The following is a 14613-nucleotide window of genomic DNA, read 5'->3' as shown; positions in this document are numbered from 1 at the left end:
GGGTCGCCGCCGCTCCGTCGTGAAGCGCCGTTCTGCTCAGAGGCTGACGAGCAGCAGTGCGGCCGCCATGACCACCCCTGCGCCCAGTAGGGTGACGAACGTGTAGCCGAGGATGTCGCGCATCTTCAGCCCGGCGATCGCGAGCACCGGCAGCGCCCAGAACGGCTGGATCATGTTGGTCCACTGGTCGCCGTAGGCGACAGCCATGATCGCGATCGAGGGGTCGACGCCGAGCTGGTTGGCGGCGTCGAGCATGATCGGCCCCTGCACGGCGAACTGGCCGCCGCCGGAGGGCACGAAGAAATTCACGATGCCGGCGGAGATCAGCGCCAGAACCCCGAAGGTGACCGGGGTCGCGATCGAGACGAAGGCATCGGAGAACAGTTCGATCAGCCCCGAGCCGGCCATGATGCCGAGGATGCCCGCGTACAGCGGGAACTGCACCAGGATCTCCCCGACGTTCGACGCGGCGCGCTTGGTGAGGTGGATCAGTTCGAACGGGCTGCGCACGATCAGCAGGATGAGCGCCAGGAACGACCAGTTCACGATGTCGAGGGTGAGGGTGCCGCCCTGGACGAAGTGCACGACGAGATACGCGACCAGGCCGAGGCCGACGACGAGCGTGAGGATGCGGGACGCGTCGATGCGGTCGGCTGGAGTGACGACCTCGTCGTCCATCTCATCCTCGGACTCCGACCCGACGTGAGCGGGCAGCTCGTAGATCGGGTCGTCCTTGCGCGGGCGGATCAGGAAGAACAGCAGCCCGCACACCACGATGACGGCGAGCGCCGCGAGCATGTTCCAGGTCGAGAAGATGGTCTGCGACACGGGCACCACCTCGCCGCCGAGACTCGGAGCGAGGAACGAGCCGGGCGTCGCCGCGGTGAGCGGGCCGGAGCCGGAGTAGCCCATGTGCCACACCACGAACCCGGAGTACCCGGCGGCGACCAGCAGCGGGAAGTGCACCCTGATGCCTCGGTCACGGGACTGGACGGCGATCTCCCGGGCGAGCAGCGTGCCGACGATCAGGCCCAGTCCCCAGGTGATGAGGCTGGCGACGGCGGCGACGACGAACACGAACACGTACGCCGATGCCGCGCTGCCGGGAACACGCGCCAGCCACTGCAGCAGCCTGCGCACGGGCCGCGTGTTGGCGAGCATGTACCCGAGCAGCAGGATCAGGCACATCTGGGTCATGAAGGCGAGCAGGCCCGACAGCCCGTCGCCCCAGCCCTTCACGACGTCCACCGGGCTGGTTCTGGTGAGAGTCATCGCGAGCACCGCTACCACCAGGGTCAGCACGATCGCGAACGTGAGCGCCGAGGGCACCCAGCGTTCCAGGAACCGGTTGATGGGGCGCATCACGCTGCGCTTCTCGGACCGCGTCTGCGTTGTGGGCATGACGGAAACTCCTTCGTCTCGTTGGTTCTCCGACCATAGCGATCTCCCGGCCGTCTGCTTGGCACCGCACAGCATCGAAGACCAGACTGGTCGCATGACCTTCGAGACGCTGCGGGCCCTCGCCGACCGCGCTGCACTGTTCACCGCCCTCCGTCAGGATCAGCTCGCCGCCGCGACGGAGGCGCTCGGCGAGTATCGCTGGGACGTCGACCTCGACGCAGGCGCCCTCACGTTCGCCTCGACGGACGATCCGGCGCTCACGTTGACCGCGATCCCGCACCTGCTGGCGTCCATCGCGCCGGGACCGCGCTCGCTGATGTGGTCCTGGGCGCTTCCGCAGGGCGATCGCACCGGCATCACGGACCGGCTCCGTCGCTACGGCGAGGAGCACAATATCTCCGAGCTCACCCAGGGCGAGGTGGCCTTCCCTGACGACGTGGGTGATGATCTCGAGGAGTGGATCGCCGCGCTCGCGCGCACGATCGGTGCCGCCGCCGTCGAGATCACCGGGCTCTCGCCCTATTTCTCAGCGCACACCGGCGGCGCGATCGCAGTGCTTCTGGTGGAGGCGCCTCTGGACCCGCTGACGGTCGCATCCGCGGTGTCCGCGCTCCCCCGCATCCTCTGGGACCTCGACCTGAGCGACCCCCGTGCCTCAGTGTGGGATCTCGCGCGGCTCTCAGGCTGGCGACTGGAGTGGGCGGACGACGCGTTCTCGGCCGCGACGGTCGCCGACGCCACCGGCTCCGCGACCTTCCGTTTCGACGAGTATGCGCGCATCACCGATGTCAAGGGGACGCTGAGCGAATCAGCAGCACCCTGACCTCTCCCGGCCGACGCGGACCCCTCCCGCGTCTGGCGCGGGGTCAGCTCAGCGAGCGCTCCGCCGCCTCGACGACGTTCGTCATGAGCAGCGCGACGGTCATGGGGCCGACGCCGCCCGGGTTGGGTGAAACCCATCCGGCGACCTGTGCGACGTCCGGGTGCACGTCGCCGTGGACCTTGGACTTGCCGGTCTCGGCATCCGTCTCCCGGGTGACGCCCACATCGAGCACCGCGACGCCCGGCTTCACGTCCGCAGCGCGGATGAGGTGCTTCACCCCCGCACCCGCGACGATGACGTCGGCCTGCCGGAGGTAGGGCGTCATGTCCGGCGTGCCGGTGTGCACCTGAGTGACCGTGGCGTTGATCTCTCGACGCGTGAGCAGCAGACCCATCGGCCGGCCGATCGTGACACCTCGACCGACGACCACCACGTGCTTGCCCTTGAGGTCGTAGCCGTTGCGCAGCAGCAGCTCGATCACCCCGCGCGGGGTGCACGGCAGCGGGGTGTGGATCGGGCTGTTGACGTTCAGCACGAGACGACCCAGGTTGGTCGGATGCAGGCCGTCGGCATCCTTCGCCGGGTCGATGCGCTCCAGGATGGCGTCGGTGTCGAGGTGCTTCGGCAGCGGCAGCTGCACGATGTAGCCGTGGCAGCTCGGGTCGGCGTTGAGGTCGTCGATCAGCGCCTCGACCTCGGCCTGCGTGGCGTCCGCCGGCAGCTCGCGCTGGATCGAATTCATCCCGATCGCCTCGGACTGGCGGTGCTTCATGCCGACATACAGCTGGGATGCCGGATCTGCGCCGACCAGCACAGTGGCGATGCCGGGCACGACCCCGCGCTCGCGCAGCGCCGCGACCCGCTCCGCGAGCTCGCTCTTGATGGCCGCTGCTGCGGCCTTGCCGTCCAGGATCTTCGCGGTCATCTGCCGCTCCTTTCATCACAGACCGTCTGTGGGTCGCAAACGTCTGCTTCAGCGCGGCCGAAGGGCACATTCGCGCCCCACAGATGGTCCTGGGCAGATGGTTACTGGTGCAGGTCCGGGTAGAGGGGGAACGCCTCGGCGAGGGAGGCGACGCGGGCGCGCAGCGCCTCGACATCCGCACCGGGAAGCAGGGCGAGCGCGATGACGTCCGCCACCTCGGTGAACTCGGCGTCGCCGAACCCGCGAGTGGCGAGCGCCGGCGTGCCGATGCGCAGACCCGAGGTGACCATCGGCGGACGCGGGTCGTTGGGGACCGCGTTGCGGTTCACGGTGATGTGGATCTCGTGCAGCAGGTCCTCCGCCTGCTTGCCGTCGATCTCGGCATCGCGCAGGTCGACGAGCACGAGATGCACGTCGGTGCCGCCGGAGCGCACGGCGATGCCGGCATCCTTGACGTCCTGCTGCGAGAGCCGCTCGGCGATGATCTTCGCACCCGACAGCACGCGCTCCTGGCGCTCGGCGAACTCGGGGGTCGCCGCGAGCTTGAACGCCGTCGCCTTCGCGGCGATCACGTGCATGAGCGGACCGCCCTGCTGGCCCGGGAAGACGGCCGAGTTGATCTTCTTGGCGATGTCGGCGTCGTCGGTGAGGATGAAGCCCGAGCGGGGGCCGCCGATCGTCTTGTGCACGGTCGACGAGACGACATGGGCGTGGGGCACCGGGTTCGGGTGCAGACCCGCGGCGACGAGACCGGCGAAGTGCGCCATGTCGACCCACAGCAGTGCGCCGACCTCGTCGGCGATGGCGCGGAACGCGGCGAAGTCGAGCTGACGGGGGTACGCCGACCATCCCGCGATGATGACCTTGGGCTTGTGCTCGATGGCGAGCGCGCGCACCTCGTCCATGTCGATCGTCGAGGTCTCGGGGTTCACGCCGTAGGCGACGATGTTGTAGAGCCGGCCGGAGAAGTTGATCTTCATGCCATGGGTGAGGTGGCCGCCCTGATCCAGGGAGAGGCCGAGGAGCGTGTCGCCGGGGCGGGCGATGGCGTGCAGCACGGCGGCGTTGGCGCTGGCGCCGGAGTGCGGCTGCACGTTGGCGAACTCGGACCCGAACAAGGACTTGGCCCGCTCGATGGCCAGCGATTCGGCGACGTCGACCTCTTCGCACCCGCCGTAGTAGCGGCGGCCCGGGTATCCCTCGGCGTACTTGTTCGTGAGGACCGACCCCTGCGACTGCAGGACCGAGACCGGCACGAAGTTCTCGGATGCGATCATCTCGAGGTACGTGCGCTGACGGTTCAGCTCGCGCTCGAGCACCTCGGCGATCTCGGGATCCACCTCGGAGAGCGGTGCGTTGAAGTAGCGGTCGGTCATGGCGATCTCCTGTTCACACGGGGAAAGGGTGTTCCTCATCGGCCCAGGCGCGCGGTCGAATGCTATGAGGCCGCTCCCCGGTGGTTGCCCACCCAGACGCCAGTCGCGACGGGAAAAGCCTACCGGATGCGGCTCGCCTCGCAGGGTAGATTTTGTTCATGGTCTTTCCTCTTGCGCTGCCGGTGATCCCCGCCCCGCGGTCGGTCACAGTCGATGCGGGCGTGCTGTCGCTGTCGCCAGCCCTCCGCGTGCACGGCGACACGACGGCGGGGTCGCTGCTCGCCGATGCGGTCGCCCGGCGCACCGGCATCCACCTTGCCGTCAGCGAGATCGACGACACCGCCGACATCCCCGGAGACGGCGCACGGGGCGACATCGCCCTGCGGATCGACCCCGGCGTCGCGGCCCCGGAGGGATACATCCTGGTCGTCGCCGATGCAGTCCGGCTCACGGGCGCGGATGCCGCCGGGCTGGCCCACGGCGTTCAGACCCTCCTGCAGCTGCTGCGCCAGGACGACAGCGATGTCTGGGGCTGGCAGCGCACCCGCATCGCGGACGCTCCGCGTTTCGGCTACCGCGGGGTCATGCTCGACGTGGCACGGCGCTTCTTCCCTGTGCACGAGGTCAAGAAGGTCATCGATCGCTGCGCCGCGCTGAAGTTCAACCACCTACATCTGCACCTCAGCGACGATCAGGGATGGCGCATCCACATCGACTCCTGGCCCCTGCTGTCCGACAAGTCGTCCACGGGCAGCGCGACCGGCGACGAGACGCTCGCGGGCGGGGGCTGCTACAGCAAGGACGACTATCGGGAGATCGTCGCGCACGCGGCATCCCGACACATCACCATCGTCCCCGAGATCGACATGCCTGGCCACACTCACGCGATCGGACTCGCCTACCCGGAGCTCGTCGAGGCTCCTGTCATGAACGACCACCTGCTCGATGACGCCCGGCGACTCGGTCACGCACTGCCCCAGGCCGGTGTCGCGTACACCGGCTGGGGCGTGGGTCATTCCAGCCTGCGCATCCGCGACGAGCGCACTTACGACTTCATCCGAGACGTGCTCGCCGAGCTCGCCGAGATGACCCCGGGGCCGTATCTGCACATCGGCGGTGACGAGTCGCTGGGCACCTCGCCCGAGGACTTCGCGTACTTCATCGCCCGCGCCACCGAGATCGTCACCGCGCTGGGGAAGACCCCGATCGCCTGGCACGAGGCAGGTGCGGCGGACGTCGCGGCCGGCACCATCGGCCAGTACTGGGGTCTGCTGGAGCCGGCCGAGAACCACGCCGCGCACGCGAGCCGATTCGTCGAGCGCGGCGGGCGGGTCATCCTCTCCCCCAGCGATGCGGCGTATCTCGACATGAAGCCCGACCCGGAATTCCCGCTCGGCCTCGCCTGGGCCGGCACGGTCGACATCCGCCGTGCCCGCGTTTGGGACCCGGAGACCGTGCTCGATCTGCCGGCGGAGGCGATCGCGGGCGTCGAAGCACCGCTGTGGACCGAGACGGTGAGCAGCCTGGCGGATGCCGAACTGCTCTCGTACCCGCGCATCGCCGCCATCGCCGAGCTCGCCTGGTCGACATCGGACGCCGCGCGTCGCGACGGCGGCTCGTTCGGCGAGAGGCTGGGTCGCATGGCCCCGCTCTGGCGAGCGGACGGCATCCGATTCCGCCCCGCACCCGAGATCGTCTGGAGCGAACGATGAACCCGACCACCGACCACCGCGGTTCGCGGGTCATCCACTCCGCCCGGATCGCGGACGGTGACGGATCCGTCACCGACGACGGATGGGTGCGCTTCGAGGACGGGCTGGTCGTCGCCCGCGGCACGGGCGAGGACTGGACCTCCGCGGACGAGGTGGTCGACGCCGTCGCCGTCGCCGGTCCGGATGCCCTCCTGACCCCGGGCTTCGTGGACATCCACGGTCATGGCGGCGCGGGCGCCGCCTACGACGACGGCGCCGACGCGATCCGCATCGGACGGGCCATGCACCGCTCGCACGGCACCACGCGCGCAGTGATCTCGCTGGTCACGGCGACGGTGGACGACCTGGTCGCGCAGGTGGCGGTGATCGCCGACCTGGCGCAGACGGATGCCGAGATCCTCGGCAGTCACCTGGAGGGGCCGTTCCTGGACCCCGGGCATCACGGTGCGCATGCGCCGTCACTGCTGCGCCATCCGGATCCCTTCGACATCGCACGCCTCCTCGGCGCCGGGCGCGGCACCGTGCGGCAGGTGACGCTGGCACCTGAGCTGCCGGGCGGGATCGACGCCGTGCGGCAGATCGTGGCGTCCGGAGCGGCGGTCGCGGTCGGGCACACCGATGCCGACGCCGCCGTGGCACGCGCCGCCTTCGAAGCCGGCGCGTCGATCCTCACACACGCCTTCAACGCGATGAACGCCATCCACCATCGCGCGCCCGGCCCCGTGCTCGTCGCGGCCGCCGACCATCGGGTGGTACTGGAGGGCATCGCCGACAACATCCACCTCGACCCGCACGTGATCAAACTGCTGTTCGACGCCGCGCCCGGCCGGGTGGCGCTGATCACGGATGCCATGGCAGCGGCCGGCAGTGCGGACGGCCGCTACGACCTGGGCGCCGTGAAGGTGACGGTCAAGGACGGCGTCGCCCGCGCCGATGACACCGGGTCGATCGCCGGTTCCACTCTCACGCAGGATGTCGCTCTGCGCAGGGCCGTCGAGGCCGGCGTGGACCTGGGCGAGGCCGTGCGGGCGCTGACATCGACGCCGGCGCGCGCCATCGGATTCGGCGACGTGCTCGGCCTGCTGCAGCCGGGGCGCACCGCGGATGCCGTGCTGCTCGATGCCGCCTTCGCGGTGCGAGGCGTCTGGATCGCCGCCGCCCCGACGCGCTGAGCGTCGGACCACGCCCGGGCTTGAGGAGGGCCGCCGCACTCCCCAGCTGCGGCGGCCGCACCCTCCCAGAGCTGGCCGAGTCGGAGGCTCCTCCCCCGAGGTCTCCGACCCGGCCATGTCGATGCGGTACCCCGTGCATCGATTCCTTCGGCAACCGCCCCCCGGAGGCGCCTCAGGAATGCTCTATGAGGAGAGACGCACGAGGACACGATTCATTACGCGGACTCGCCAAGATTTTTTCCGCCGGGCCGCGCGGACCACCTGCGGGTTGTCCCCAGGGGTGGCCCCGAGGCGGTTTTCGGGGGAGAATGTCGGAGGCGCGTGATGAAACACCTCTTCATGCGTCTCTTTTGTGAGAGCGTTCCCGCGAGCGCGGGAACGGGAAAGCGACCGTGGAAGACCAGAGCACCGACCCAGCGTCGGCAGCCGACGCCGAGCTCGTCCTGCGCACCCGTTCGGGTGACGCAGACGCCTTCGGCGAACTCTGGCGACGCCACTACCGCTCGGGAATGACCGTCGCGCGATCGGTCACGTCGTCGATCGATCCTGACGACCTGGTCCAGGAGTCGTACGCCCGCATCTATCAGGCCATCCTCAAGGGCGGAGGCCCGAACGGGTCCTTCCGCGCCTACCTCTTCACCAGCATCCGCAACACCGCCGCGGCGTGGGGCCGCGCTCGACGCGAGACCCCCCTCGATGAGCTGGAGACCGTCGCCGATCCGTCGACCACGGACGCGTCCGTGAACGAGGAGCTCGACCGAGGACTGACTGCCCGAGCGTTCCGCTCCCTCCCCTCCCGCTGGCAGGAGGTCCTCTGGTACTCGGAGATCGAGCAGATGAAGCCGGCGGCCATCGGCGTGCTGCTCGGCATGAGCGCCGGTGCGGTATCGCAGCTGGCGTTCCGCGCGCGGGAGGGTCTGCGCGAAGCCTGGATCCAGGCGCATCTGCGCAGCGTCGGCGAGGGTTCGGAATGTCAGTGGACGATCGAGCATCTCGGCGCGTACTCGCGCGGCAATCTCGCGGTGCGCGCGCAGCAGCGAGTGGATCGGCACCTTGCGGACTGCGCGCGGTGCATGATCGTCGCCGCGGAGGCGAAGGATGTCTCCAGCCGGCTCGCTCTGGTGCTGCTGCCGCTGGTGCTCGGAGTCACGGGCGCCTCCGCGTACCTGGCGGCGCTGCAGGGTGGCGGCGCACCCGCCGTCGCCCTGGCGGCGATGCCCTCGAGTGTGACCGAAGGCGCCGTGGTGGTGGGTGCCGAATCCGGCACGGCCGGCACGAGTTCGTCCGTGGCCGCGTTCATCGGCGAGCCGTCGACCGCGGGCACGGGTGGAGCGTCTGCGACCGGCGCGGGTGCGATGACGGGCCTCGGTGCACTGGTCGGGGCCGGGTCGGCAGCACTGGTCGTGGCCGGCGTGGTCGCTGCCGCCACGGTGATGCCGGGCATGCTGAACGGCGCCCCCGCGACCTCGCAGCCGAGCGCCTCGGAGTCCGAACCGTCGTCGATCTCGTCCGAGGTCATGCCGGATTCCGCGATGTCGGCGGACCAGCCGATGGTGATCGAGATCGATGACGAGCCGCAGACGCCGTCTCCGCCGGACCCGGATGCCGCGGAACCCACTCCCCCGCAGAGCGCCGACGTCATAGCTCCGCCGGCGACGCGGCCGGAATCCTCCGCACCGACGCCGACCCCCGATCCGGAGCCCACACCGAGTCCCGAGCCCACACCCGATCCCGGGGCCGGGCCCGAACAGCCGGGCACCGGAGAGCCCGGCACCGAAGAGCCCGGCACCGAAGAGCCCGGCACCGAAGAGCCCGGCACCGAAGAGCCCGGAACGGAGAACCCGGGCACCGGAGAGCCCGGAACGGAGAACCCGGGCACCGAAGATCCCGAAACGGAGAACCCCGGCGGCGAGAACCCCGACACCGGTGTGACCCCCGTGGAGCTGACATGGGGCGCCGCCACCCTGACGCTGGACAGCGATCGCCATACGCACTATCTCGTGCCGGTCAATGGCACGCCCGGTGCAACCGTCCAGGTATGGATGGATGGCATCGAGGATCGAGGCGACGAGATCGAACTCGGCGACGACGGCGCCGGCACCGCAGACCTGCGCCCGACCGCACTCCAGATTCTGCTCAACGCGGAGGTCGGCTTCCGATACGTCATCGACGGCGTCCCCGGTGAGTGGGCCACGACCAGGCTGTCGTCGCTGGGCAGTATTCTCTCGGTCGTCATCGCCGTCGACGTCGACGCGACAGCTTCTCAGGCGTCAGCGCCGGTCCAGACAGCACGAGAGTCCGCGAGCGCTCCCTCGGCCGAGACCGTCGCCCCGGAGGCCCGCACGACGCCAACCGAGACGCAGGCCCCACCGGAGACACCGCGACCGGAGACTCAGACACCACCCGCAGTTCCGACACCACCCGCGGTTCCGACACCACCCGCAGTTCCGACACCACCCGCAGTAGAGTCGGCTTCGCAAGCGGTGACCGCCTCTTCCGAATCCGACCCGCCGGGGTCCGAGGACGCCGCCCCGCAGACGGCCCCTGACGAGCCGGGGTCAGAGGCGGCAGCGCCCGCCGAATAGACTTGAGGCATGCCCCAGGACTCCCTCGCCGAACAGGGTGCGAACCGCCCCGCCGTCACCCCTCTCGACCTCGTCCGCGTCGTGGTGCTGCTCGTGGGCCTCGCGACGCTCGCACTGTGGGGGTTCGGCAGCTGGTCGATGCCATGGAACATCGTGATCGGTCTCGGAGCGCCTCTCGTCACCCTTCTGGCCTGGGCGCTCTTCCTCTCGCCACGGCCGGTTCTGCGCCTGCATCCGTTCCTTCGTGCGCTCGTCGAGCTGCTGATCTACGCCGCCGTCACCCTCGCATGGTGGTCGATGGGCCAGGCCGTCGTGGGCATCGCCTTCGCCGTGGTGGCCGTGACCGCCGGCGTCGTGGCAGGACGCCGCGCCCTGGCATGACCGACATCCATGTCAGCGCGGCGGTGATCGTCGACGGCGAGGGACGTGTGCTCGTCGTCCGCAAGAAGGGCACGACCCGCTTCATGCAGCCGGGAGGCAAACCCGAAGCGGGCGAGACGCCCGCTCAGACGCTGATCCGGGAGCTCGATGAGGAGCTCGGCCTGCGGGTCGCCGAGGACGAACTCGAGCCGCTCGGCACGTTCATCTCCGCGGCCGCGAACGAACCGGGCCAACGGGTGGTCGCCGATGCGTTCGCGCTGCGAGCGGAGCGCGCGGACGTCACCGTCCGCGCGGAGCTCGCCGAGCTGCGCTGGCTGGAGCGGGGAGACCGCACGAGTGTGCCCCTTGCGCCGCTCAGCGAGGAGCACCTGCTCGCGTTCGCGTGGGGCTGACCCCTACAGCCCCTGCCATGCGGGCTTGTTCGCGTAGCTGTAGCGGTAGTAATCGGCGAGCTTCAGTTTCGATGCCGCCTCCTCGTCCAGCACCACGGTGACGTGCGCGTGCAGCTGCACGGCCGAGGCGGGCACCATCGCGCTGACCGGGCCCTCCAGCGCCGCGGCGACCGCATCCGCTTTGCTCTCGCCGAAGGCGAGCAGCACGAGGTGTCGCGCGCGCAGGATGGTGCCGAGCCCCTGCGTGATGCAGTGCTGCGGCACATCGTGGATCGAATCGAAGAAGCGGGCGTTGTCCTGGCGCGTCCGTTCGGTCAGGGTCTTGATGCGCGTGGTGGACGCGAAGGACGAACCGGGCTCATTGAACCCGATGTGTCCGTCGGTGCCGATGCCGAGGATCTGCAGGTCCACACCGCCGGCTGCGATGATCGCGGCGTCGTAGTCGTCGCCGGCGTGCTCGATGGTCTCGATGGATCCGTCCGGCACACGGATGAGAGCGGGGTCGAGCCCGAGGGGCTCGATGACCTCGCGGGTGATGACCGAGCGGTAGCTCTCCGGATGAGCAGGGTCGATGCCCACGTACTCATCCAAGGCGAAACCGCGCAGATGCGAGACGTCGTGACCGTGGAGCCGCTCGCGAAGCGCCTCGTAGACCGGAAGCGGAGTCGATCCGGTCGCCAGTCCCAGCACGGGCTCGGCGACCGTGTCGATCAGACGCACGATCTCCCCGGCTACCAGGGCACCGGCGACATCCTTGTCCTTCACGATGACGACTTCAGCCATGAACCTTGATCTCCTTGTCGAGGGTGACGGTCTCTGCACGCGCAGAACCCAGCAAGGCGGCTTGCGCAGCCGCCACCGGCGAATCCACCGGAAGCATCTTGATTGTCTCATCGAGACGCGAGCATGCGGTGGCCGTGCGACGACGGCTCATGAGACGCCCAACTGCGCCGAGAGCACCATGACGGCTGCACCGCGCATCACGATGCCGTCCTGGCCGCTCAGTCGGATCCGCACGTCCGCGAACACGCCATCCAGTGTCCGCGCGTGCAGTGCACGGGTCGCCGCATCCGCGAAGCTCCCGCCGAGCATGTCCTCCGGCCCCGCCAGGACGATCTCGGACAGGTCGAGGGCCGCGACGATGGGCGCGATGGCCATCCCGAGGCGTGTGCCGGCATCCGTGAGCAGCATCTCCCTGCGCGCCGGGTCGGCTGCGATGTCGACGCTGAGACGGGGGATGCTGACCCAGGCCTCCAGGCATCCGCGGCGACCGCAGACGCAGAGTGGGCCGTCATCGGCGCCGACGACGACATGCCCGATCTCCCCGGCCGCGAAGCGCGCACCCACGACCGGCTGCGCGCCGGCTATCACCCCGGCACCGATACCCCGCCCGATGCGGATGAGCATGACGTCCGCCGCGGCGTCTCCGAGGGTGTACTCGGCGAGCACCGCGGCATTGGCGTCGTTGCGCACGATGACCGGCAGCTCCAGGTCCGCGGTGAGCCTGGCTGCCAGCGGCACTCCCGACCACAGGAGATTGGGCGCGCTGACGACCGTGCCGTCCGGACTCACCACCCCGGGTGTGCCGATGCCGACGCCCAGCACAGGCCGGTCGGTCGCCGCGACGAGCTCCTGCGCGAGATCCCGCACCATCGCATACGCCCGTTCGCCATCCGGCCTCGAGGGCAGCGGCACCGAGCGGCGGCCGAGGATGCGACCGCCGAGATCCAGCACGGCCCCCTCGAACGCCGCGACGCCGGAGAGGTCGATCCCGATCACCTGGTGTCCGTCGCGGTCGAAGTCGATGACGATCGGGGGCTTCCCAGGACCCGCCGCCTCGCGCACGCCGATCTCATGGACGACGCCGTCCATGATCGACTCCGCGACCAGGTCCGAGATGGTCACCCGGGTGAGGCCCGTCTCGCGCGCGAGATCCGCTCGGCTCATCGGCCCGCGGTGGTAGAGCGTCTGCAGCACGAGTGCGCGGTTGTGCGCGCGCGCATGCTCTGGCAGCACCTTGGTCTGGGACCGCAGCCGACGGCCTGCCCCGAAGCCGATGGGAACCGCAGACGGTCTGGCCTCGGGTGTGGAATCCATATTTGTTAGTAGACCTTACGAACGTGTTCTCCGCAAGCCGGACCACGTGGGGGCAGGTTACCGAAACGTTACGGCCAGGAGGGGTTCGCCCGCACTCCGACACTCGTTCGTGACCCACGGTCCCGTACCATGAATGAGTACGTCATTGTGCTTTTTGGGGGGTGAGTCCGTGACCGATCTGATCTCAGGACCAGACACGGGAGCAGTCGCGACCGACGCGCTGCCGCCGAGCGACGGCACGCAGCCGGTCGAATGGGCGCCTGCGGACCCGGCCCCGAAGAAGCGCCACCTGGGTCTGTGGATCGGGCTGGGCGCCGGCGCGCTCGTGCTCGCCGCCGCCGGTGCATCCATGATCCTCATCGCCCCGGGGACCACCGTCGCCGGCGTGCAGATCGGCGGCATGACGCCCGGCATGGCCGCGGATGCCATCAGCAACCGCATCGCGGGCACGGAGATCGAGCTCACGGGCTCCGACATCACGGTCACCGGAGCCGACCTCGGCGCCACGGTGGATGCCACCGCCCTGGCCGAGCAGGCGTTTGCCGATCGGCCGATGTGGAACCTCGGCAGCTGGATGGGCGACCCGATCGGCACCGACGTCGCCCTGGATCCCGACACCGCGGAGCGCACGCTGCGCGCGGCAGTTCCCGACAGCTATGTCGAGCCGGTGGACGCCGATGTGGCCTTCGACGCCGCGTCCGGCACGTACACGGTGACGCCCGCGCAGCCGGGAACGGGCATCTCGGTCACGGATCTGGCCAGCGCGTTCGCTGCCGCAGCAAGCGAAGGAAGCGCGACATTCGCCTTCCCCGCCACGGCCACCGAAGTCACGGCGAACGTGACCGACGCCGACGCGGCCACGACCGCCGAGAAGCTCAACGACATGCTGACCACGATCGGCTTCTACGTCGGCGACGAGCGCACCGTACCGGTCGAGCCCGCGGTGGCGGCCACCTGGCTGGACGTCGAGGACGTCGACGGGGAGCTCAGGATCACGGCCGATCCCGCGGCCATCCAGAGCGTCGTCAGCACCCTTCCGGAGCAGGTGAACCGCCCCGTCGTCAACGCGCAGACCATCGTGGACTCGAACGGCAAGGTCCTCAAGACGCTGGTCGCAGGTGCGGACGGTCGCGTTCTGGGCGACACCACCGGCATCGCCTCGGCGTTCGCCGCCAACCTCGCCGCAGGCAACGCCTCGTTCCAGCTGCCCGTCTCGTCCACGCCGTTCGAGACGACCTCGCTGTTCCGGCGGCTCGAGGTCGACCTCAGCGAGCAGCGCGCCTATGCCTACGAGAACGAGAAGCTCGTGAACTCCTGGGCGATCTCGTCCGGCAAGGCCGGATTCGAGACGGCCAAGGGCCGCTTCCACGTCTACGCTCAGCTGCGCACGCAGAACATGGGCCGCAAGGACACCAGCGTGGCGCCGTTCTACTACACGCCCAACGTGCCGTACGTCACGTACTTCAACGGCGACGAGGCGTTCCACGGCACGTACTGGCACAGCAACTTCGGTCACCCCATGAGCCACGGCTGCGTGAACATGACGACTTCCGCGGCGAAGTTCGTCTGGGAGTGGGCGACGACGGGCACCGACGTCTGGGTTCACGGCTGATTCGGGATTCCTGCACGCGCAAGCTCGCGCGCAGATACGAGAAGGGGGCGGATGCCGCAGTGAACTGGTCCGCGTTTGTTGGACTGGTTTAGTTGAAGCCTATGCTGCGAGGGTCTGGGTCCGGTATTGCACCGGGC

12 protein-coding genes are annotated in these 14613 nt (G+C 69.4%); 7 read left to right on the top strand and 5 right to left on the bottom strand.

The genetic code is table 11. From position 1 onward, the window contains the following. Positions 1-36: 36 nt before the first annotated feature. Entirely contained in the window at positions 37-1401 is a 1365-nt protein-coding gene (locus tag ACFQY2_RS12475) for a short-chain fatty acid transporter (protein WP_378746184.1), read from the bottom strand. A gap of 94 nt (positions 1402-1495) precedes the next feature. Here ACFQY2_RS12475 and ACFQY2_RS12470 point away from each other — a divergent pair, with 94 nt between their 5' ends. Next, a complete protein-coding gene (locus ACFQY2_RS12470) occupies positions 1496-2224 on the top strand; it encodes a DUF6882 domain-containing protein (RefSeq protein WP_378746183.1) in 729 nt (242 codons plus the stop codon). Between the two features lie 43 nt (positions 2225-2267). On the opposite strand, the gene ACFQY2_RS12465 is transcribed toward ACFQY2_RS12470, so the two are convergent. Continuing rightward, positions 2268-3149, bottom strand: coding sequence for a bifunctional methylenetetrahydrofolate dehydrogenase/methenyltetrahydrofolate cyclohydrolase (locus ACFQY2_RS12465; RefSeq protein ID WP_378746182.1), 882 nt, complete (start codon positions 3147-3149; stop codon positions 2268-2270). 101 nt (positions 3150-3250) lie between these two features. Further along, positions 3251-4525, bottom strand: a complete 1275-nt coding sequence (gene glyA, locus ACFQY2_RS12460) for a serine hydroxymethyltransferase (RefSeq protein ID WP_378746181.1) — start codon at positions 4523-4525, stop codon at positions 3251-3253. Positions 4526-4683: 158 nt separating this feature from the next. On the opposite strand from glyA, the gene ACFQY2_RS12455 reads away from it, so the two are divergent. The 5 genes from ACFQY2_RS12455 (at position 4684) to ACFQY2_RS12435 (ending at position 10767) form a co-directional block, all read left to right on the top strand. Beyond that, positions 4684-6237 carry a beta-N-acetylhexosaminidase gene (locus tag ACFQY2_RS12455; protein WP_378746180.1) on the top strand — a complete coding sequence of 518 codons (1554 nt, stop codon included), beginning with the start codon at positions 4684-4686 and terminating at the stop codon, positions 6235-6237. Then, positions 6234-7409 carry an N-acetylglucosamine-6-phosphate deacetylase gene (locus ACFQY2_RS12450; RefSeq protein ID WP_378746179.1) on the top strand — a complete coding sequence of 392 codons (1176 nt, stop codon included), beginning with the start codon at positions 6234-6236 and terminating at the stop codon, positions 7407-7409. Before ACFQY2_RS12455 ends, ACFQY2_RS12450 begins: the two co-directional genes overlap by 4 nt. A 392-nt stretch (positions 7410-7801) precedes the next feature. Continuing rightward, complete coding sequence (locus ACFQY2_RS12445) at positions 7802-9994, top strand: sigma-70 family RNA polymerase sigma factor (protein WP_378746178.1); 2193 nt, start codon at positions 7802-7804, stop codon at positions 9992-9994. A 9-nt stretch (positions 9995-10003) separates the two neighbouring features. After that, a complete protein-coding gene (locus ACFQY2_RS12440) occupies positions 10004-10375 on the top strand; it encodes a YrdB family protein (protein ID WP_378746177.1) in 372 nt (123 codons plus the stop codon). Then, positions 10372-10767 carry an NUDIX domain-containing protein gene (locus ACFQY2_RS12435; protein ID WP_378746176.1) on the top strand — a complete coding sequence of 132 codons (396 nt, stop codon included), beginning with the start codon at positions 10372-10374 and terminating at the stop codon, positions 10765-10767. Before ACFQY2_RS12440 ends, ACFQY2_RS12435 begins: the two co-directional genes overlap by 4 nt. A gap of 3 nt (positions 10768-10770) precedes the next feature. Here the strand turns inward: ACFQY2_RS12435 and ACFQY2_RS12430 are convergent, their stop codons facing one another. Further along, on the bottom strand, positions 10771-11550 hold the full coding sequence (locus ACFQY2_RS12430) for a glucosamine-6-phosphate deaminase (protein ID WP_378746175.1): 780 nt from the start codon (positions 11548-11550) through the stop codon (positions 10771-10773). A gap of 147 nt (positions 11551-11697) precedes the next feature. Further along, a complete protein-coding gene (locus tag ACFQY2_RS12425; RefSeq protein WP_378746174.1) occupies positions 11698-12864 on the bottom strand; it encodes an ROK family protein in 1167 nt (388 codons plus the stop codon). 169 nt (positions 12865-13033) lie between these two features. On the opposite strand from ACFQY2_RS12425, the gene ACFQY2_RS12420 reads away from it, so the two are divergent. Next, positions 13034-14476: a L,D-transpeptidase gene (locus tag ACFQY2_RS12420; RefSeq protein WP_378746173.1), complete on the top strand. Its 1443-nt coding sequence runs from the start codon at positions 13034-13036 to the stop codon at positions 14474-14476. Positions 14477-14613: the final 137 nt, after the last annotated feature.

Source organism: Microbacterium sp. GCM10027623 (assembly GCF_042666935.1).
Taxonomy (GTDB): Bacteria; Actinomycetota; Actinomycetes; order Actinomycetales; family Microbacteriaceae; genus Microbacterium.
This window is presented reverse-complemented; position numbering and strand designations above follow the sequence as displayed.